The sequence below is a fragment of the Companilactobacillus metriopterae genome (genome assembly GCF_002762335.1).
Lineage (GTDB): Bacteria > Bacillota > Bacilli > Lactobacillales > Lactobacillaceae > Companilactobacillus > Companilactobacillus metriopterae.
Window position 1 is genome coordinate 174,884 of record NZ_CP024610.1, and the last position, 20,774, is coordinate 195,657.

The window sequence follows — 20,774 nt, forward strand, 5'->3', positions numbered from 1 at the left end:
AATGTTTCTAGCTGAAAAGTTTTCTTAGTAGGTTTAGACGTTACCGGTACGTTATCATTCGGAGGAGTATGTTAGTACTCTTATTGAGGTGGTCTATTTAAGTATAGACAACTTGGGTGGTACCGCGAAAAGTCTTTCGTCCCTATACAAAGGGATGGAAGGCTTTTTTTATTTTGAAAAATTAAATGCGGGGTTGAAATTATGAACTTAATTATTCCAGAATCATATGATCCAAAACTATCAATCAAGGATACACAAAAAGCTATAAGATACATTCGTGAAACATTTCAAGACGAATTTGGAAAAGAATTAAATCTGTCTAGATTATCTGCACCTATGTTTTTAGAAAAATCTACTGGTTTAAATGATAACTTGAACGGGATTGAACAGGCTGTATCTTTCACTATGAAAGACATGGGTGACGATACCATAGAAATCGTCCACTCACTAGCAAAATGGAAAAGATTTGCTCTGGGTGAATATGGATTTGACCTACATGAGGGATTGTATACAAACATGAATGCTATTCGTAAAGATGAAGACTTGGATAACTATCACTCAATTTATGTTGACCAATGGGATTGGGAAAAAGTGATTTCTAAAGATGAGCGTACCAAAGAAACTTTGGAAGAAACAGTTAGAGAAGTTTTCAAAGTTATCAAACATATGGAACATGAAGTTTGGTACAAATTCCCAGAAGCAGTTCACAAGTTGCCTGATGAAATTCACTTTATTACAACACAAGAATTAGAAGATAAATATCCTGATTTAACTCCTAAAGAACGTGAAAATGCCATCTGTAAAGAGTATGGTGCAGTATTTATAGAACAAATTGGTGGAAAGTTAAAGAGTGGTGAACGTCACGATGGACGAGCACCCGACTATGATGATTGGAAACTAAACGGAGATATCATATTCTGGTATGAGCCCCTAAACCAAGCTATCGAAGTATCAAGTATGGGAATTCGAGTTGATAAAGATGCCATGTTATCTCAACTAAAAGAGCTTGATGAAGAAGCTCGTCTGGAATTACCATTCCATAAAATGATTATCAATGAAGAACTACCTTACACAATTGGTGGTGGAATTGGCCAATCACGTCTATGTATGTTATTACTAGGAAAAGCACATGTTGGGGAAGTTCAAGCAAGTATTTGGCCAGCGGATATGATTGAGGAATGTAAAAAGAACGGAATTAATATTCTATAAAACAAAAAAAGATGCCTTTTGGCATCTTTTTTATTTAACTTTTTGGGAGAAAGTTATTTATGAGGGGAATTAATATTTAAGGGGGAAATATTAATGAAAAAATCTATTAGCCATCTCTCTTATCTGACTATGGGTATATAATAACTTGAAATTATGAATATATAGATACAGATATGAGAATTATTTTCTGTAAAACTATGAATATTTTTTGAAAATAAAAAAAATCATAGAAATTAATCTATGATTTCTGCAGTATTTTGATTTTCTTTTAGATCAAGGTAGAATGCAGCAAAAGTAGCTGATTTATACGGTGCTAACCAGATATATCCTATACCTAAAGTTAACCATGCTAGGATATCCCAGCCAAGGAAACTAAGTTGTAATACAAAATATCTCCATTTGTTTCCATCCATCATTTGACGACTCTTTGTTATGTAATCTGTATAATGATCAGATGTATTTCCAGATTCAACCGCGTCTTTGTAAATAAACATTGCTTGTGAGTAGGCAATTGCCTTGATAACTCCGGGCACTATAAGAAGAATAGACCAAAGTAATACCCATATATAGTTTAATAATTGAATAAAGAATGAACCTGTAAAATAATCCTTTGTAAATGCAACAAACGCGCTCTTAAATGGTGTTTCTGGAGCATTCTTTGTCTTAAGCCAATCTATGAATACAAACACTATTCCTGATGTAAGAATTCCCAATAAAATAGAAACTATTATTCCAAATGCAGAATTAGTACTATTAGTAGCTGATTGGGGATCATAATAATTATATGTAGAAGTATAGGCTACTGTCCCAATTCCTACAAAAATATAATAAAGTGTAGGAATAATATTAAGTATGATTCCCTTACTCCAGTTACCATGCAAAATTTCTTTAGCGCTACTTTTTAGTGATGCGCTAGTTTTAAAATTAGAATTCATTGTAACCCCCCTTGTTTAATAAACATTACTTATAAAATATATCACACATATTATAAATTTAATTAATTTTTTTAGATTTTAGATTATCATAAAAATTAGCATTTGTTGCATTTATATACGGTGTTAACCATATAAAACCTATGCCCAATGTAAGAATCGAAAGCAAGAACCATCCTAAAAATGAAAGCTGCAAAACAAAATACTCCCATTTATGACCATTCATAAGTTTTCTGCTCTCATTTATAAAATCACCAAAGTTATATTCTTTTTTATTACCTTCGTCAATATAATCCTTATACAAATAAATCGCTTGCGAGTACGAGATCATTTTAATTATTCCAGGTACAACCAATAATAGTGACCAAAGATAAAAATAAAGGGAAGATTCAATTCCAATTATAATATTCCCTTTTACATATTTGGGTGAGAAGCCTGAAAATCCAGAATTAAATACTGAATCCATGTTGATTTTTTCACCTCTCAACCACCCTAAAAGAGTGAACATTACTCCGTAAGAAACTAGCATCATTCCTATTGTTAAAATAATGAAACTCACTAAACCTATAAGAATAAAGATAATTAATGCTAATGGTTGACCGTTATTTACCGGTTCTGATATTAAGACGCTTATTGGCAAAAATATCACCTCTATAATTCTTATAGCTCCTAAAACTATCATGGCAGGTATTATATTTAACAGAATTGCATATAACCAGTTACCTTTATACATATTTTTAACATCTTGTTTTAGTTCTGCACGACTCTTGTAATGTTGTTCCATAAAATCCCCCTTATAAATACTGATATACATCACTATTAAATATATCATACGCGTTTAAAATATTAATAAATGAATTTATATGTCATTCCAATTTTTATTAAATTATCAAATATAATTAGTCTTTACTTCTAATTTCAGATAAAATATATTTAAATTCAACTAGGAGAATCAAATATGGAAAAATTTTGTCAAAGTTGTGGAATGCCACTAAATTCAGAAAATCTTGGTACAGAATCTGATGGTAGTAAATCATCTAAATATTGTAACTATTGCTACGAAAACGGAAAATTCATCGAACCCAACATTACTATAGAAGAAATGATCTCTAGAGGTAAAAAAGGAATTGATGAATCTAGCGATAACTTTATCAAAAAAGCAATGTTAAAAATGTTCTATCCTATGCAGATTAAGGGATTAGATCGTTGGAAAGCAGCAAAAAACAAATAATGATTAAATCAATTATGGCTGACGAAAATTTTCTATCTAAAAAATCAATACCCGCAACTAAAGATGATCTAAATGTTGTTAATGATTTAATGGATACACTTGAATATCATTCTGATAATTGTGTCGGAATGGCTGCTAATATGATTGGTATCAGCAAAAATATTAGTGTTTTTAGGTTAGGAAATACTTCTGTACCTATGATTAATCCTGTTATCATATCTAAAAAGAATATTTACGAAACTAGTGAGGGTTGCTTATCACTAACTGGCGAACGTCCCACACAGAGATACCAAAATATCAAAGTCAAATACTTAGACATCAATTTCATAGAACATACCCAAGATTTTTCTGATTGGATTGCTCAAATTATTCAGCATGAAATTGACCACTGCAATGGGATTATTATCTAGCTTGAGAGGAATATTTGGTTATTCCTCTTTTTTATTATCTTTTCAATAAAAAATTTTATTGAAATTAATTATTATTCAAATATAATTATATATAACTAAGGGGGAACCACATGATTAAAAATAACAAAATAATTACAATTATTACTGCTGCCACTGTTGCAATATCTATTGCTAGCACAGCAGTAATCTCAACTACAATCACTCTAGGAAATACAACATCCGGTGATAACCCTTCACGTGTCAGAGCTTCATACCCATGAATTCCAAATGCATGTATTTTTATTACTGAATTTTCATTATCAGCAGTGGGTATTGGACGATCTACAATTTTTAACACATTAGAATCACCAGGTTCAGATATAACAACAGCTTTCATAAGCTAACCTCCATAAGTAATTAATAATTTTCTTCTCCTCACCATGGAAGAGAATGTCCATCTCTAAAGAGAAAACCAGTTAGACTAAAATCAAAAAGTTGCTACCAATAAAACATTAGTGCTTAACTTTACATCTATTCGAATCCCTTTCAGAATGAATTTTTACAGCAACAGAACAATACTGAACTAACTGTACGAGTTCACTAGCAATTTTTTAAATAGTTAGCTTTTTAATGTATAAGTTGGTACTTAAATTCCAGTATTGCTACTCCTTAAGTGTACACCATAGTCTGGATTATCAAATGAACCAGATTATTTTACAAGCCATTGGGCCCTGACTAAACCAATTGTCGATGTCATTATTATCTAGACTTTTTAGTAAAAATGTTAATAATCGTTGATAAAAAGTTGCATTAAGTGCATCCTCAAGAACATTTATTTGAGGTAAAAAATTTGGTTGAGTCAGATATGAAATGTCTGCAACTTTATTAACATTCTTTTCGAAAACACTAACTAAAAAATAATTCAAAACACTTATATCAATTTGCCAGCTATATCACTTCAAGACGAAAGCCCCGATTTTTCATTGTGATTAATAAATAAAAAGTCATCACACATTTATGTGGATGACTTCCTTCAATAATTAATTTTATTCCATAATTCAAATAGCGTCACTTTTATTATTTCAACTCAATTGTTGAAGACTTCTTACCTGTATTGTAATACAACACAAAGCTAAATAACGTACGATATTTTCAACTATTTAGTTGCTCTTCTTCTTTTGACAATAATATTAGATAACACTTGAATCAATACAGTCATTAGAGGTGTTAATAATCCTACGTATGGAATAAAGAATAAACCTACAATTGCAAATAATGTCCATACAAGATTACTTATTAGCATAAATTTTCCAGCCTGACGTTCTGAAAAATCATCTAATTCTTTAACATCTTTATTATCCCGTCGCAGCATATATGACATAAATCTTGCTGAAAATAACCAAATTAAACATGTTACAACATATACTAATTCTGCCCCCCAGTATTCTGGAAAGTGACCCACAAATGATGTGGCAATTGGTAAAAATGATAAACAAAATAACCAGGTACATACTCCGATAAAACCGCCAACGTTTATCCATTTTATTGCAATAAACATCTCATGTTGAACATACCAACTGAACATAACTAAAATAAATGTCATTAAGTATGAGAACGCCATCTGCCATTCCCCAAATAAAAGTTTTAAACTTGGTTCTTCAGGTACTTTTATCTCCAAGATAAGTACGGTTAATACTATCGCAATTATGGCATCAACAAATGCTTCAACTCTACTTTTATTCATAATTTTAACTCCATAATTATATTAGCCTAATTATGTACTTTCTCAAAAATAAAATAAATAAGCTATCTTATTTTAATATAAGATAGCTTATTTTTATGTCTATTCCCACTCAATTGTTGAAGGTGGCTTACTTGTAATGTCATACACTACACGGTTGATATGATCGACTTCATTGACCATTCTTACTGAGATAGCTTGTAAAACATCCCACGGTATTTGAGCAAAGTCAGCAGTCATTCCATCAATTGAATTAACTGCACGAATACCGATTGTATAATCGTATGTTCTTCCGTCACCCATAACACCTACTGAGCGAATTCCAGGTAGAACTGTGAAATATTGCCAGATTTCTTGATCTAGTCCAGCTTTTTTGATTTCCTCACGTAGAACTAAGTCACTATCACGTACTACTTTAAGTTTTTCTTCGGTAACTTCACCGATAACACGAATTCCTAATCCAGGTCCTGGGAATGGTTGTCTCCATACTAGATTATGAGGCATCCCCATTTCTTCGCCAAGCGCACGAACTTCATCTTTAAACAATGTGTTTAGAGGTTCGATTAGTTTGAATTGCATATCTTCAGGAAGTCCACCTACATTATGATGAGACTTAATTGTTTGAGCTGTGCTTGTTCCAGATTCGATAATATCTGTATATAAAGTTCCTTGAGCTAGGAATTCCATTCCATTTAGTTTTGATGCTTCATCATCAAACACTTGAATGAATTCATTACCAATAATTTTACGTTTCTTTTCAGGGTCTGTAACGCCTGCTAATTTATCTAAGAAGCGTTTTTGAGCGTCTACTTTAATAATGTTTAGTCCAAATTTACCTTCTAGACTAGCCATTACTTCATCTGCTTCGTTCTTTCTTAAAAGACCATGATCAACAAAGATACATGTCAATTGATCACCGATGGCTTTATTTAACAGTACACCCACAACAGATGAGTCTACTCCACCAGATAATCCCAGAAGAACTTTTTTATCACCAACAGTTGAACGAATTTCTTCAATTTGTTGGTTGATAAAATCTTCCATAGTCCAATTTGATTCTGCTTCACAGATATCAAATGCAAAGTGCTTTAGAATATCCATTCCGTATTCTGTATTGCGAACTTCTGTATGGAATTGCACACCGTACATTTTACGTTCATTGTTTCCAATGGCACTGATAGGAGCATTCTTGCTAGTAGCTATAACATCGAATCCCTCAGGTGCTTCACGAACTAAATCACCATGTGACATCCAAACAACTTGATCTTTTGGTAAGTCTTTGAAAAGTGGTGAATCTTGTTTTAGAACCTCAATATCAGCTTTTCCGTATTCACGATTATCAGCTGATTCTACCTTACCACCAAGGTTATATGACATAAGTTGCATTCCATAACAAATACCTAGCATAGGTATACCCAAATCATAGATCTCTTGATCTAGTGTGAATGCATCTTTGTCATAGACACTCATTGGACCACCTGAAAGGATAATACCTTTAGGATTAATTTCTTTAATTTCTGCTGCTGTAATAGTGTTTGGTAATAACTCAGAATATACCCCAATATCACGAATACGGCGAGTAATCAGTTGATTATATTGACTACCATAATCCAAAACAATAATGCTATCTGCTTCTGGCCAGTTTTTGCTCAAATCATTGTCCCCCTTGAAAGAATTGTTCTAATAATTGTATATGAAATAAGACTTTTTGTCATCATTTATACAAAAAAAGACCTCAAAGGGTCTTTTTACCAAATATTGACGCGATCTGCTTCATCAAGCCACATTGCATCTCCTGGTTTGATATCAAATGTTTTGTAGAAATCATCAAAATTTTGTACAGCAACATTTCCTCTAATTGGTGCAGGTGCATGAGGATCAACAGTTAATAGTATATTTGCATGATCATTAGTTGTCTTATATCTCCAAGCCTTCTCCCATGATTCAAAGAACTCTTTAGCACTAAAATCACTTTCCTTTTGAGCTGCTGCAAATGCGACATTAAGACCACCATTGTCTGCAATGTTTTCGCCAACAGTTTGATATCCATCAACTGTTCCATCTGCATAAGGAATACCATCATATTCATTTGCCATATCATCAACTAGGTCTTGGAACTTAGACTGATCTTCTTCTGTCCACCAATTATTATAGTTTCCATTAGCATCGAACATTGCCCCACTATTATCAAAAGCATGTGTTATTTCATGTCCGATAACGGCACCAATGGCACCATAATTAGAACTGCTTGATTGAGATGATGAGTAAAATGGACTCTGTAATATAGCTGCTGGAATAGTTACATCGTTATTTTGTGGATCATACTGTGCATTTACTTGAAAACTAGGCATGGTCCATTTTGACTTGTCGAATGCTCTATTGTAGTCGGAAATCATACTTTCCTGACTTGCTTTATTTAAATCCTTGATAACATTGTATAAAGATTCATCTTGAGAAATTTCAACCTTACTATAGATGTCATCAACATCATCAGGATAAGCAACTTTAAGTTTAATGTTATTCAATTTTGTAATAGCATTTTTCTTAGTTGCATCACTTAACCAAGTATTGTTTTGTAAACGGTCTTTATAGACATACAAGATATTATCTATTAATTTTGTGGCGTCTGTTCTAGCTGCTTCACCAAAATAATTTTTTCCATAATACTGAGTTAAAACTTGTTTAAACTGATCACCAGTCCAATCATATGCTAATTTTTGCATACTAGGAAGTTCATCAAGACCACTAACTTTTTCTTCAAAAGGAGCTACTGCTTGAAGTGCATCTTCTCCTAGATATGAACCTTCACTCATAGCTGTTGTAACTATCATCCAAGATTTTAAATTGTCAAAATTCTTAAGACTAACAAGATTGTTGAATTTATTGTAGTAACTAGTATCAGAAACATCTATAACATTACTTTTATTTGTGAATAATGAATTTAAAAAATCTCCAACTTTTAAATTAGTAAAATTATCTACAAAATCACTATTTGAAACATAATTATAGGGTTTTACATCAGTTGTATCATCTACATTTTCCATGTTATTTATAATTAAATTACTATAAATTTGGCGATCAAAATCCATTGCTTGATCAACCATAGTAGCAGCTTCATCGCTGCTATATCCTAATAATTTAAGTAGATTAGTTGCTGATTCAGAATATCTAGAAAGCATGATAATTCCATCGTCATTGTCTGGATCATAATATGAAGAATCCGGCAAAATATTTGCTGCTGGAGAAAAGTTTAGAACAACTTGGTTGGAATTATTATAATTTGCCTCAAGACTATAATTGAAAGGCAAACTAATATTGTCGTTGCTTAATTCAAGTAATGCATTATTTAAATCGTCATAATTATTCAAAGCAGCAACTTTTTGTAAGTCAGCATTAATGTCACTATAATTTTTATCTGTGTCCTTATTTCCAGTTGTTGCCAATTTGTAAAAATCGACAGCTTGTTGGATTTGTGAACTTGTAACTTTTTGGTTACCATTGGCCATATTTTCCAAAGATGACATCATCTCTTTATCAATGTTATCTTGAATTTCATCCATGGCACCAGTAGATGCTTGGCCTTCAGGTATTTGAGCAGAACTTAACCATTGACCGTTGACGTTGTAATAAAAATTTTCTTGTGGTGTTGCGGTTGATGAATCAACACTCCAGTCACCACCGGCATATTGATCATCTGATGTAACTTGACTAGTTGTGTCTTGATCAGTTGTTGTTTGATCATCTGAGACAGCTACATTGTTGTCATTACTTACAACTTCTACCTTTGGATCTTGTATAACAGTATCAGCATTTACTGTTTGTATCTCTACAGACAGCCCCAATATAATTGCTAATGCTGTACCACAAATGAATATACTCCCCTTGTGCTTCATAATTAATACCCCCATTAATTTATTAAAGTTATAATTTATATTTTATTCCTCGCTATACGTAAAAACAAATATATTAATAAAAAAGGCTGCTCAATGAGCAACCTTTTACCAAATAGTAATTCTTTTTTCAGGATCAAGCCACATAGCGTCACCTTTTTTAATATCATATGTTTTATAGAAATCATCCATATTCTGTAAAGTTACATTAACACGAACAGGTCCTGGGATATGTTCATCCATAATTGCATACATTTGATCAATTATAGGAAGTGCACTGTACTGCCATGATTTTGCCCATGACTCGAAGAATTTATTGATATTAAAATCAGGTTGTTTTTTTGCGACATCTAAAGCAATCACTAATCCGCTATTATCTGCCATGTTTTCACCAACTGATTTATATCCATCTAATACAGTAGAATTATAAGGGATATTATTGTATTCAATAGACATTTTTTGGACAATATCTTGGAAATTAGCGAAATCATTATCTGTCCACCAATTGTTTAAGTTTCCATCTGCATCATATAATGCCCCGATATTATCAAATGCATGAGAAATTTCATGACCAATAGTTGCTCCCAGTGAACCGTAATTTTCACTAGAGTTTCCATCAACATCGTAAAATGCTTTAGAAATTTGTGCTGAAGGTATTGTTATCTCATTTCTTGATGGATCGTACTGGGCGTTTACTTCATAGCCCCCCATTGTCCAAATAGATCTATCAACTGGTTTACTAAAACTTTCGATACTGTTTTCAATATCGATTTGATTTAAATTATCAATAATCGTTATAAGTGGAATATATTGATCAAAATTAACATCTGAGTAACTATCAGTCACTTGAGTTGGATATCCAATCTTGATTGCCATTTTATTAAGTTTAGCAATTGCATTGTTTTTGGTTGATTGACTAAGCCAAGTATTACTTTCTAACCTATGAGCAAATGCCTGGTTAATATCGGTAACCATTTTAGTAGCACCAGCAATAGTTTGATCTGATGTGTATTTAGATCCATAATAATTACTTAAAATAGATCCATAGTAGTTATACAAATTTTCATTTGCGAAATCTTCTGGATCTTGCGCATCAAATTCAGAATATAAATTGTTATTATGATAAATTTGTTGTGCCTTTGATCCTAATAACTCAGCATTTTGAACTAGATTATTAACAACCATCCATGATTTCATTTCATCAAATGTATTTGGATTTATTAAATCATTTATATGTCTGTAACCTTCCAAATCATCGATAGAAACTCTTGAACCAGTAGAACCATATGTTTCTGTTATTAATTTGTTTATATCTAAACTATCAAAGTTATTGATAAAATCATCTGAATTAACTGTATAATCTGGTACGGGTTGAGCAGCTAAATCATTTTGAAAAATATCCTGATTGGTATTCTTTGCTAGTAGCTCATCATACTTCATGGCTTTAGCCACTATGTTATTTGCAGTGATTGAATCATAGCCAATTAAACCTAAAAGCTTATTAGACATTTGAGCATATATAGACATCCCTATATTGGATTTATTACCCCAGTTACGTATTTGTTGAGGGAAAACCGGATATCCTGCTGCAAAGTGTAAAATGTATTGTGAACTGTCCTCAACACCAACATCAGATCTTAAACTAAATGGTAAATTAAGCCCAGATTTATAAAGTTCACTCAAATTATTGTTAAAATCATCTATGTCCTTTAAGTCGTTAATTTGATTAAGCTGCGACATCATTGCCTTATATGCATTAGGATCATCAACACCATATGTATTTTGAAGATAAGTATAAAATTCCACTGCATGTTTCATTCCGTCTGATACATCGGTAATTTGGCCACTTTGAATTTCCTGAATGTCTGCATCAAGTTGGTCGCTCACATCCATCTGAGTATCTTGATTAATTCCAGTTACCGGTTTATCATCAGACGCCTGATTATCTTCTTGCCACTGAGCATTAACATAATAATAGTAATTACTGTTAGGTATTGCATCAGTAGGATCAACATTCCAATCTCCACCTGGATAAGTTACCTGATTGAAACTTCTAGTTTCAATAGTATCATTGTCTACTAGAGTGTTGTTTTGAACATTCTCCGTTGAAATCGTTGAATTATCAGTTGTTTCATCAGCGTAGGCAGTATTCAAGGTCACAGATAACCCCAAAATTGCCGCAAGAACCCCTCCACAAATTAAAATAGAATTTTTATGTTTCATAATTATTCCCCTTTGCATTAATCCCATGAATAACTTTATTCTATGCTACACATAGCTCTAAAACAATTAAATTTTTAAATAAAAATCAGGAGATTATTAATGTCTGATTCTAGAAGAAAACTTTCAAAATTTGTTGGTCAAAAAATTCTCTGTAGTGGAATTTTTAATAAACTAACACACAAACATAATAAAAATACCGGTAATACTAGTCCTGTTATCTTGCTCACTGATATTCACATCTTGAACGATGATTTTTCAAACAGGGATTTAGTAGCTAACCATGTGTGGATCAATGTCACAAAAGGAATGTTCCAGTATATTGATAAGGAATTATTTAATGGCGATTTGATTGTTTTTTCTGCCAAGGTTTCTACGTACAATATTGTTCGTGACGACGTTCTGCAAAAGCGTGACAACCTTTATCAGGAAATGAAACAAAAAAACGATATTGCCTTTAAGCAATACCGTGAGAAATATCTAGATTGGGAAGATGAATGGCAGACTATAAAAGATACTAACGATTATGTCTACCAAGAATATACAAAGGGAAATTACAGCTTTGATGAAATGCAAAAAATTCAAAAACAAAACATCAAAGCTTATCAGAATAGACGCCCAAATATTGATTCAACCAGCAAAAAGCAGCAAAAACAATTTGAAAAATCTCAAAGAGAACAACAAGATTTAAAACTAGTGGACTATCAACTACAAGAAATTAAGATTCCCAAGAAATATGTAAATAAATTCAAACTAAAAAGAGTCTATTATGGTTGGGAACGTCAAAAATACGATAATAAACGTATTAATGAAACAAAATATACAAAGTACTTGGCAGCTCGTAGCATGGCTTACTATGACAAAAAGCCCTATGACAAGTTTGCCCGCAAATAACTTCTTACCACTCTTCTTTAAACTCAGCTATAAAATCTTCCATGAATGCTGTACGTTTAGCAGCAATTTTTTTACCACTATTTGTGTTCATCAAATCTTTTAGTTTGAATAGTTTTTCATAAAAATGATTAACGCTAGTACTTTTCTGACTTCGATAAGTTTCTTTATCGAAGTCTTTTTTTATATTAATTTCTGGATTATAAATCAAATTTCCTTTGTGTCCACCATAAGCAAATGCTCTAGCAATTCCAATAGCACCCAGCGCATCTAAGCGATCAGCGTCTTGAACGTATTGACCAATTGTAGATAATTTCTTCTTATTTTTGAGATTATCAGAATAAGACATGTTTAATATAATATCCATAACCGCATCTATGTCCACATGATTATCGACTAAGAATTTTTCAACTTCTTTAAGACGAATATCTTTGCTTTCAGTTAATTTATCATCGATCACATCATGCAAATAACTAGCTGAAAGAAGTATTTTCGCTTCTTCTTCAGACAATGTTAATTTATCGGAATTTACTAATTCTTTAGCCATTTTTGCGACTCTTTTAGAATGATAAACATCATGACCAGTTGGATCTTCACTCATATATCTTTTTATAAATTGAACTAACTTGTTTTCGATATCCATCAGTTATTACCTCATTAGGTATATTCTATCATTTAATATTTAATCAATTTATTTATACAATAGTAATTACTACTATACATTTTATATAAATACGGTATTATGTAGTAAATAAGAAATACAGGTGTTCACTTTTTGTGAACATAGTATTAGGGGGGCTTCAAAATGGACGAAAAAGAATTAAATAGAAGCCTGACATCCCGTCAAATGCAGATGATTGCACTTGGCGGAACAATTGGTGTTGGACTATTCATGGGATCAGCTTCAACTATTAAATGGACTGGTCCATCAGTATTGCTTGCTTACGCCTTAGCAGGAGCAATACTATACTTAGTTATGAGAGCATTAGGGGAAATGCTATACGTTGATCCATCAACTGGTTCATTTGCTAAGTTTGCCACAGAATATATTCACCCTCTTGCAGGTTATTTGACTGCATGGAGTAATGTTTTTCAATACTTAGTTGTTGGTATCAGTGAGGTTATCGCAGTTGGTACGTATCTAGCCTTTTGGTGGCCAAATCTTCCGCACTGGATTGCTGGTGTAGTTGTTGTTGTAACACTTTGTATCGCTAACTTAGTTACAGTTAAAGCCTATGGGGAACTAGAATTTTGGTTTGCTTTAATAAAAGTTGTAACAATTATTCTAATGATTGTTCTAGGTTTACTAGTTATTGTATTTGGTTTTGGTAACGGTGGACATCCTGTCGGTATCAGTAACCTATGGACACATGGTGGTTTCTTCACTGGTGGTGTCAAAGGATTTATCTTTGCTTTATCTATCGTTGTTGCTTCATATCAAGGTATCGAAGTTATCGGTATTACAGCCGGTGAGGCCGAAAATCCACAAGCAAACATTATCAAAGCTATCAAATCAATTGTTGGTAGAATTTTAATATTCTATATAGGTGCTATTTTTGTTATCGTATCTATTTATCCATGGGATCAATTAGATACAATGGGATCACCTTTTGTCGAAACATTCGCAAAAGTTGGTATCACATTTGCCGCTGAAATTATTAACTTTGTTATGTTAACAGCTGCTATGTCTGGCTGTAACTCTGGTATCTTTAGTTCAAGTAGAATGCTGTTCACTCTTGGTGAAGAACATCGTTTGCCAAAAGTATTTACAAATCTTTCAAAAAATAAAGTTCCATATGTATCAGTTATAGCTATTTCAGTTGGTATTTTAATCGGTTTAATTTTGAATTATTTATTACCACTTATTTCTCACACATCAGGTAACGTCTTTGTTATTGTCTACAGTTCCAGTGTCTTACCTGGTATGGTTCCATGGTTTGTTATTTTAGTTTCTGATTTAAAATTCAGAAAATTGCACCCTGATCAATTAAAGGGACATCCCTTTAAAATGCCATTCTTCCCAGTTGCAAACTACTTAGCAATTGTTGCATTGGCAATCATTCTAATTTTCATGTTCCTAAATCCTGAAACAATCGTCTCATTACTAGTTGGTGTTGTCTTCTTAATTGTTATGACAATCATTTTCTTTGTAAAAGAAAGACGTGCAAATTAAAAAAGCCTACCCTTATGGGTAGGTTTTTTTATATATTATCTATATGATAACTTGCCATACGCTTGATAATATCAGTATTATTATGTGAGAAGAATAAACTTTCTTGTTTGATGCTAGATATTTTTTGTTTATCATCATCATCTAATTCAAAATCAAATATATCAAAGTTCTCTTTCATTCTATCTTCATGTGTTGATTTAGCTAAAACAACAATATCTTGCTCAACTAACCAACGTTCAATGACTTGCGCAATTGACTTATTGTACTTGTCGCCAATAGACTGCAATACTTCATTACTAAAGATATTATTCTTTCCTTCTGCAAATGGTGCCCATGCTTCTAACATGATTCCTTCTGCCTTAAAAGCTTCAATTGCTTCCTTTCTTTGATAAAAAGGATTGATTTGGATTTGATTCATTTGTGGAGTAACTTTATTGAATTCTGCTAGATCAACTGTTTTATCAATTGAAAAGTTGGATACTCCAATTGCACGAATTTTTCCTTCTTCTTGCAATTCTTCTAAAGCACGCCATGCACCGTAAGAATCGTTATATGGTTGGTGTAATAAAACCATATCAATATAATCTAAATTCAACTTTTTAAAAGACAATTCCATTGAATCTTTTACACCTTGATAACTACTGTTTTGAACCCAAACTTTTGTAGTTACAAAAATTTCAGAACGGTCAATTCCGGAATTATTTATAGCTTTTCCAACTGCTTCTTCATTTTGGTATCCTTGAGCAGTATCAATATGTCTGTAACCCACTTTTAGAGCACTGGCAACTGACTCCTCTGCTTCTTTAGGATCAGTTATTTGATATGTTCCAAAACCTAGAATTGGAATTTCAACACCATTGTTTAACTTTACATTTTTCATAGATTAATCCTCCAAGATAATTGGAAATACTAGCACTAAATTTATTATAGTCAATTATTTCGTCCCAGTATGAACAGCCGCAGCACCAAAAAATAGTTTTTGATATTCTACATTTTTAAAATTAATCTCAGAAAATAAATTACTTAACTGATCAGCTGATAAAAATTCTTCAGCTGTATTCTTTAAATAGGCATAATTATCATAGTTATTAACTAGTAACTTAGAGAAAATTGGTACCATAGCAAAATACATTTTCCAAAGAGGTTTTACTATTAAGTTGTCTGGCTTAGAAGTCTCCAAACAGACAACTTTTCCATTTTCATGAACAGCTTTTTTCATTTCTTGGAGCACAGCTTGAGCATCTGGAACATTTCTCAAACCAAATCCTATCGTGGCAACATCAAAATAATTTTCTTCTACAGGCAAATTCATTGCATCACCCTCAATTAGAGTTATTCTGTCTTCCAATCCCTGCTTGATGATTTTCCTACGTGCAATTTCAATCATTTCAGAACTAATATCCACACCATAGACATGACCTGATGGACCTACTAATTTTGCCAATTCAATTGTCCAGTCACCAGTACCACAACAAACATCGAGTGCAATTTGACCTTCTGTTAAATCTATTGGAAGCATGGATTTTTTGCGCCATTTTTTCTGCATTCCTAATGTTATAACATTGTTCATACGATCGTAATTTTTCGCTACTTCATTAAAGATATCTCGTACATCTGAAGTTGGTGTTTTATTAGTAATAGCCATTTTTATAACCACCTATAATTTTACTTATACAAATTATAGTCTGTTCTTAGTTAAACGTCTAAGTTATTTTGGAAAATTTGTTTATTTGGCGTAATATTATTTACGAGGTATTTATAATGTCTAAATTTCCAATTTACGAAAGAACTCTATTTGCCCAGATATTAGCGATTACTGCAGGGGGAATTGATACATACACTTACTTAACTCATAACGGTGTCTTTGCCACTATGCAAACAGGTAACCTAATTTTACTAGGTATCAATCTAGCACAGCTCAAATTTGGGGATGCTTTTAACCATTTGTGGCCGATTTTAATTTTCTGTTTAGGTGCAGCTATTACTACACTTCTTCAGTTAAAAATTCACAATAAAAAAGTTCGTCATCAATCAAATGTAATGATATTTGAAATAGTAGCTTTGCTAATTGTCGGTATTATAACTAATTTTGTACCCATTATTGTTACTAGTTTAATCGTATCTTTCACAGCAGCAGTACAATTTGTTACTTTTAATAAACTGCATGATATGCCACTAAATACTCTAATGATGACCGGAAATATTAAAAACGTTGGTCAATTCTTCGTTAAGGGTTTTGTCGAAAAAGATCCCAAGTTTATTCGTCGAAGTTGGCGAACACTTAGGGTAATTAGTTCCTTTTTTATAGGAATAATCATCAATGCTGTATTGGTTCATTATGTTGGTAATTATGCTATTTTCTTTGATGTTGTTATCTTGTGTTCTGCCCTCTTCATGCTGTTGAAAGAAAGAGCATCTGTATAAACAAAAAAGACTATCTACTAGGTATAGATAGTCTTTTTATTATTCTCTAGAATAGTTCGGAGCTTCTTTAGTTATAGTTACATCATGGGGATGTGACTCAGTTAAACCTGCATTTGAAATTTGGATAAATTGTGCATCTTGTAGTGAAATTAAATCACCGGCTCCAACATATCCCATTCCTGATCTAACACCACCAAGTAATTGATAAATTACATCGCCAACAGCACCTTTTGCTGCAACTCGACCTTCAATTCCTTCAGGAACAAGCTTTTTAGCTTCGTTGACACCGCTTTGGAAGTATCTATCCGATGAACCTTCAGACATAGCGGCTAAACTACCCATTCCACGGTAAGATTTGAATCTTCTTCCTTGGAATACTTCAAATTCTCCGGGTGATTCGTCAGTTCCAGCTAGCATTGATCCTAACATTACAGCATTTCCACCGGCTGCCATTGCTTTGACAATATCTCCTGAAAACTTGATACCACCATCAGCAATGATTGTTTTGCCATACTCTCTTGCAACACTTGCTGCATCATAAATTGCTGTAAGTTGAGGTACACCAACACCGGCAACAATTCTGGTTGTGCAAATAGATCCTGGTCCTATACCTACTTTTACAACATCAACACCAGCATCATACAATGCACGAGTACCCTCAGAAGTTGCTACGTTACCAGCAATTAGAGTAGCGTCAGGAAATGTATCACGAATTTCAGCTATCTTCCTAAGAACACCTGCTGAATGTCCATGAGCCGTATCAATAACAATTGCATCTGCTCCTGCATCTAACAATGCCTTAGCTCGGTCAAATGTGTCACTTGTTACACCAACCGCCGCAGCTACTAGCAATCTACCATATGTATCTTTTGCAGCATTAGGAAATTCTTGAACTTTTTCAATATCCTTAATAGTTATCAAACCACCAAGTTTTCCATCTTCAGAAATTAATGGTAATTTTTCAATACGATTCTGTTGAAGAATAGCATTTGCTTCCTCAATACTTGTACCAACTGGTGCTGTAACTAGTGTTTCGTGTGTCATAACTGAATCGATAGATACTGAGTAATCATCTACAAATCTCAAATCGCGATTTGTTATAATTCCTACTAGTTTTTGATCTTCGATATTTGAAACAATCGGAACACCACTAATATGATATTTGTGCATAAGCTCATCTGCTTCTGCAACAATAGAATCTGCTGCCAAAAATACAGGATCTACTATAACACCATTTTCAGAACGCTTAACTTTCTGAACTTCTTCAGCTTGTTTTTCAATAGACATATTCTTATGAATAACACCTAGTCCACCTTGTCGAGCCATAGCTATAGCCATATTAGCTTCAGTAACTGTATCCATACCTGCACTAATAATTGGAGTTTTCAAAAGAATATTCTTAGCTAACTGCACTGAAAGATCCACATCATTTGGCAGAACATGACTTTCCGCCGGAACTAATAAGACATCATCAAAAGTAAAACCTTTACGATCAAATTTTGTTTCCCACGCTGACATACCCTATCTCCCATCTTAATTAAAATTTACCTTATGATATAGGTTTTTTTGGACTAGGTCAATTTATAACCTATCTTTAAATAATTACGTTCTTTTTCCAATTATTGATTTTAAAAAGGTATAATATAAACTAATAATTTCTAGGAGGGCATTATGAATTTAACAATTTTTATCTTAATCGCACTTATTGGTATAGAGCACATACTTTTTGCAGGTTTGGAAATTTTTGCAAGTCCAAAGAGACAAGCCAGCGCTTTTGATATGGACGAAGAATTTTTGAATCAAGATGCAGCTCGTGTGGCACTTTCTAACCAAGGAATTTATAACTTTGCCCTTGGAGCAATGATAATTGCTACTATTTTCATTTTTACAGGACTTACATTTAAAGTTATTGCAGCAATGCTATTGTGTTTTGTATTCATCGTTGGAATTTTTGGAGGATTTACAGCTACACGTAAAATTTTCTTAGTTCAAGCATTACCTGCATTCATTGTTCTAATAATGGTTATTTTTCTTCTTAAATTTTAGGATAGGTTATTAAAATGAAAAAAGATTCATTACTCAAAAGTTCCCTGTGGATTTCCATTAGTGGAATTTTTTCAAGAATTTTAGCAGTTGTGTACATCATTCCTTGGAACATTTGGATTGGACCTGTTGCGATTGCAGCAGCCAACACTATGTATGGAAAAGTCTATAATATTTACAATTTATTTTTGATAATTGCTACCGCAGGAATTCCTGCTGCAATATCAAAAGAAGTTGCTGCACATAATGCAGTGGGTAATTTTTACAAGAGTGAGAAACTCTTAAAAAAATACACTGCCTACATGACAGCGATTGGTATCGTTCTTGCTGCAATAATGTTTTTTGGCGCAAAATACGTTGCAATTATACTTGCAGCGGGTGATATGCGTGTTGTTACACCAATTAAATATCTAAGTATCGCAATATTAATAATTCCGGCACTAGGTATTATGCGTGGATATATTCAAGGATATGCTTTTATCTCTTGGTCAGCCTTTTCTCAAGTCATTGAGCAGATTGTTCGAATAGCCTATATGTTATATGCAACTTACACAATCATGGTTCTTCAACACGGTAACTATAAATCAGCGGTTAATCAGTCAACTCTAGCATCATTTATCGGAGCTACAGTTGCTTATGTATTCCTGATTTGGATAAGATATCGAATTAGACATAGTATGACTAAAGAAGAACGTGAGAGAAAAGTAGAAGATGACGGCATAGACGACATTAAGTTTTCTTCGATGTTAAAATCATCAGCGCCTTTCTTGCTAATTGATACAATTATGGTCGTTCTTCAACTATTCGATCAGACTACTTTTTCTCTAATTTATGAACACATACTACATGCTTCTCAAGATAAAATTGATTACTTATATTCAATATTCGGATTTCAGGCAAATAAAATCACTATGATTTTGGTTTCACTTGCTATATCAGTTTCATCATCTGTAATACCTGCTTTATCAGCAATGGTTGCTAAAAAAGTAGATAAAGAAATTTCCAAAGAGTTTATTCAAAAAATTATTATCTTCACTTTTTTCATTATTTTCCCTGCAGCAGTTGGTATGATTGCTGTTTCTAGTCAATTATGGACTGTATTCAATTATCATAATAATTTTGCCGCTCAAATTCTTGCAGCGTCATCTGTTCAAGCCATCTTCTATTGTTTATTTATGATTTTAGAGAATGTGCTTCAAGTAACAGATCATGTTCGTCAATCAATGGTTTACCTAGTTATAGCTTATGCAATTAAAATATTATTACAATTACCACTAACTATTTACTTAGGTGCCTTTGGACCTGTACTAGCATCAACAATTGCATTCGTAGTAGGTACTATTCTTTCATTTAGAATAATTAACAAGCAATTTAAATTGATAGACCCATACCTATTAAAAAAGGTTGGTTTAATAATTTTTGATGGAACTATAATGCTTTTGATAGTGCTTCTATGTGATTATGGTCTAACTCTGATCATCAATGATACTACCAGAATACCTGCAACATTTGTGCTGGCTATTTCTGCAATTATTGGTGTTATAGTCTATGGACTACTAGTAAAAAGAGATGGTTCACTAAAAATTCTTAGAGATATTAGAAATATTGAAATATATTAATAAAAATAATTA

At 32.7% G+C, this 20,774-nt stretch carries 19 protein-coding genes and 1 other annotated feature (1 of these 20 cut by a window edge); of the genes, 8 read left to right on the forward strand and 11 right to left on the reverse strand.

The window, feature by feature from the left end:
* Positions 1-147, forward strand: a binding site (T-box leader); it begins 102 nt to the left of the window's first position.
* Positions 148-201: 54 nt separating this feature from the next.
* A complete protein-coding gene (gene asnA / locus CS873_RS00890) occupies positions 202-1,209 on the forward strand; it encodes an aspartate--ammonia ligase (RefSeq protein WP_099974012.1) in 1,008 nt (335 codons plus the stop codon).
* A gap of 233 nt (positions 1,210-1,442) precedes the next feature.
* Here the strand turns inward: asnA and CS873_RS00895 are convergent, their stop codons facing one another.
* Together CS873_RS00895 and CS873_RS00900 are read right to left on the reverse strand one after the other, a co-directional pair.
* Positions 1,443-2,144 (reverse strand): DUF975 family protein, encoded by a 702-nt coding sequence (locus CS873_RS00895; RefSeq protein WP_099974013.1) that lies wholly within the window; start codon positions 2,142-2,144, stop codon positions 1,443-1,445.
* A 58-nt stretch (positions 2,145-2,202) separates the two neighbouring features.
* The gene (locus tag CS873_RS00900; protein WP_169922428.1) at positions 2,203-2,925 is read right to left on the reverse strand and encodes a DUF975 family protein; all 723 of its coding nucleotides are present in this window, start codon (positions 2,923-2,925) and stop codon (positions 2,203-2,205) included.
* Between the two features lie 174 nt (positions 2,926-3,099).
* Between CS873_RS00900 and CS873_RS00905 the strand changes: the two genes are divergently transcribed.
* Together CS873_RS00905 and CS873_RS00910 are read left to right on the forward strand one after the other, a co-directional pair.
* The gene (locus tag CS873_RS00905) at positions 3,100-3,372 is read left to right on the forward strand and encodes a zinc ribbon domain-containing protein (protein ID WP_099974015.1); all 273 of its coding nucleotides are present in this window, start codon (positions 3,100-3,102) and stop codon (positions 3,370-3,372) included.
* Positions 3,372-3,782: a peptide deformylase gene (locus tag CS873_RS00910; protein WP_099975318.1), complete on the forward strand. Its 411-nt coding sequence runs from the start codon at positions 3,372-3,374 to the stop codon at positions 3,780-3,782. The genes CS873_RS00905 and CS873_RS00910 overlap by 1 nt, the downstream gene beginning before the upstream one ends.
* Before the next feature lie 85 nt (positions 3,783-3,867).
* Here the strand turns inward: CS873_RS00910 and CS873_RS08170 are convergent, their stop codons facing one another.
* The 5 genes from CS873_RS08170 to CS873_RS00940 form a co-directional block, all read right to left on the reverse strand.
* Entirely contained in the window at positions 3,868-4,158 is a 291-nt protein-coding gene (locus CS873_RS08170) for a hypothetical protein (RefSeq protein ID WP_179946634.1), read from the reverse strand.
* Between the two features lie 759 nt (positions 4,159-4,917).
* Positions 4,918-5,505: a TMEM175 family protein gene (locus CS873_RS00925; protein WP_099974017.1), complete on the reverse strand. Its 588-nt coding sequence runs from the start codon at positions 5,503-5,505 to the stop codon at positions 4,918-4,920.
* A 99-nt stretch (positions 5,506-5,604) separates the two neighbouring features.
* Complete coding sequence (gene guaA, locus CS873_RS00930; protein WP_099974018.1) at positions 5,605-7,155, reverse strand: glutamine-hydrolyzing GMP synthase; 1,551 nt, start codon at positions 7,153-7,155, stop codon at positions 5,605-5,607.
* A gap of 95 nt (positions 7,156-7,250) precedes the next feature.
* Entirely contained in the window at positions 7,251-9,395 is a 2,145-nt protein-coding gene (locus CS873_RS00935; protein ID WP_169922429.1) for a M13-type metalloendopeptidase, read from the reverse strand.
* Between the two features lie 105 nt (positions 9,396-9,500).
* Positions 9,501-11,615: a M13 family metallopeptidase gene (locus CS873_RS00940; protein ID WP_169922430.1), complete on the reverse strand. Its 2,115-nt coding sequence runs from the start codon at positions 11,613-11,615 to the stop codon at positions 9,501-9,503.
* A 99-nt stretch (positions 11,616-11,714) separates the two neighbouring features.
* Between CS873_RS00940 and CS873_RS00945 the strand changes: the two genes are divergently transcribed.
* The gene (locus CS873_RS00945) at positions 11,715-12,506 is read left to right on the forward strand and encodes a hypothetical protein (RefSeq protein ID WP_099974021.1); all 792 of its coding nucleotides are present in this window, start codon (positions 11,715-11,717) and stop codon (positions 12,504-12,506) included.
* A gap of 4 nt (positions 12,507-12,510) precedes the next feature.
* On the opposite strand, the gene CS873_RS00950 is transcribed toward CS873_RS00945, so the two are convergent.
* Positions 12,511-13,146, reverse strand: coding sequence for an HD domain-containing protein (locus CS873_RS00950; protein WP_099974022.1), 636 nt, complete (start codon positions 13,144-13,146; stop codon positions 12,511-12,513).
* A 162-nt stretch (positions 13,147-13,308) separates the two neighbouring features.
* Here CS873_RS00950 and CS873_RS00955 point away from each other — a divergent pair, with 162 nt between their 5' ends.
* On the forward strand, positions 13,309-14,676 hold the full coding sequence (locus tag CS873_RS00955; protein WP_099974023.1) for an amino acid permease: 1,368 nt from the start codon (positions 13,309-13,311) through the stop codon (positions 14,674-14,676).
* Positions 14,677-14,704: 28 nt separating this feature from the next.
* Here the strand turns inward: CS873_RS00955 and CS873_RS00960 are convergent, their stop codons facing one another.
* Together CS873_RS00960 and CS873_RS00965 are read right to left on the reverse strand one after the other, a co-directional pair.
* Entirely contained in the window at positions 14,705-15,556 is an 852-nt protein-coding gene (locus CS873_RS00960) for an aldo/keto reductase (RefSeq protein WP_099974024.1), read from the reverse strand.
* Between the two features lie 54 nt (positions 15,557-15,610).
* The gene (locus CS873_RS00965; protein WP_099974025.1) at positions 15,611-16,321 is read right to left on the reverse strand and encodes a demethylmenaquinone methyltransferase; all 711 of its coding nucleotides are present in this window, start codon (positions 16,319-16,321) and stop codon (positions 15,611-15,613) included.
* Positions 16,322-16,437: 116 nt separating this feature from the next.
* On the opposite strand from CS873_RS00965, the gene CS873_RS00970 reads away from it, so the two are divergent.
* Positions 16,438-17,100, forward strand: coding sequence for a YoaK family protein (locus CS873_RS00970; protein WP_099974026.1), 663 nt, complete (start codon positions 16,438-16,440; stop codon positions 17,098-17,100).
* Between the two features lie 39 nt (positions 17,101-17,139).
* On the opposite strand, the gene guaB is transcribed toward CS873_RS00970, so the two are convergent.
* The gene (guaB, locus tag CS873_RS00975) at positions 17,140-18,618 is read right to left on the reverse strand and encodes an IMP dehydrogenase (RefSeq protein WP_099974027.1); all 1,479 of its coding nucleotides are present in this window, start codon (positions 18,616-18,618) and stop codon (positions 17,140-17,142) included.
* A gap of 153 nt (positions 18,619-18,771) precedes the next feature.
* Between guaB and CS873_RS00980 the strand changes: the two genes are divergently transcribed.
* A complete protein-coding gene (locus CS873_RS00980; RefSeq protein WP_099974028.1) occupies positions 18,772-19,146 on the forward strand; it encodes a DUF1304 domain-containing protein in 375 nt (124 codons plus the stop codon).
* A gap of 14 nt (positions 19,147-19,160) precedes the next feature.
* Positions 19,161-20,762, forward strand: coding sequence for a putative polysaccharide biosynthesis protein (locus CS873_RS00985; RefSeq protein WP_099974029.1), 1,602 nt, complete (start codon positions 19,161-19,163; stop codon positions 20,760-20,762).
* Positions 20,763-20,774: the final 12 nt, after the last annotated feature.

Coding starts and splice junctions, on each gene's coding strand:
- CS873_RS00925 (WP_099974017.1), bottom strand. CDS start 5,505: ATGAATAAAAGTAGAGTTGAAGCATTTGTTGATGCCATAATTGCGATA.
- CS873_RS00985 (WP_099974029.1), top strand. CDS start 19,161: ATGAAAAAAGATTCATTACTCAAAAGTTCCCTGTGGATTTCCATTAGT.
- CS873_RS00945 (WP_099974021.1), top strand. CDS start 11,715: ATGTCTGATTCTAGAAGAAAACTTTCAAAATTTGTTGGTCAAAAAATT.
- CS873_RS00940 (WP_169922430.1), bottom strand. CDS start 11,615: ATGAAACATAAAAATTCTATTTTAATTTGTGGAGGGGTTCTTGCGGCA.
- CS873_RS08170 (WP_179946634.1), bottom strand. CDS start 4,158: ATGAAAGCTGTTGTTATATCTGAACCTGGTGATTCTAATGTGTTAAAA.
- CS873_RS00970 (WP_099974026.1), top strand. CDS start 16,438: ATGTCTAAATTTCCAATTTACGAAAGAACTCTATTTGCCCAGATATTA.
- CS873_RS00965 (WP_099974025.1), bottom strand. CDS start 16,321: ATGGCTATTACTAATAAAACACCAACTTCAGATGTACGAGATATCTTT.
- CS873_RS00900 (WP_169922428.1), bottom strand. CDS start 2,925: ATGGAACAACATTACAAGAGTCGTGCAGAACTAAAACAAGATGTTAAA.
- CS873_RS00955 (WP_099974023.1), top strand. CDS start 13,309: ATGGACGAAAAAGAATTAAATAGAAGCCTGACATCCCGTCAAATGCAG.
- CS873_RS00960 (WP_099974024.1), bottom strand. CDS start 15,556: ATGAAAAATGTAAAGTTAAACAATGGTGTTGAAATTCCAATTCTAGGT.
- CS873_RS00910 (WP_099975318.1), top strand. CDS start 3,372: ATGATTAAATCAATTATGGCTGACGAAAATTTTCTATCTAAAAAATCA.
- asnA (WP_099974012.1), top strand. CDS start 202: ATGAACTTAATTATTCCAGAATCATATGATCCAAAACTATCAATCAAG.
- CS873_RS00950 (WP_099974022.1), bottom strand. CDS start 13,146: ATGGATATCGAAAACAAGTTAGTTCAATTTATAAAAAGATATATGAGT.
- CS873_RS00905 (WP_099974015.1), top strand. CDS start 3,100: ATGGAAAAATTTTGTCAAAGTTGTGGAATGCCACTAAATTCAGAAAAT.
- CS873_RS00935 (WP_169922429.1), bottom strand. CDS start 9,395: ATGAAGCACAAGGGGAGTATATTCATTTGTGGTACAGCATTAGCAATT.
- guaB (WP_099974027.1), bottom strand. CDS start 18,618: ATGTCAGCGTGGGAAACAAAATTTGATCGTAAAGGTTTTACTTTTGAT.
- CS873_RS00895 (WP_099974013.1), bottom strand. CDS start 2,144: ATGAATTCTAATTTTAAAACTAGCGCATCACTAAAAAGTAGCGCTAAA.
- CS873_RS00980 (WP_099974028.1), top strand. CDS start 18,772: ATGAATTTAACAATTTTTATCTTAATCGCACTTATTGGTATAGAGCAC.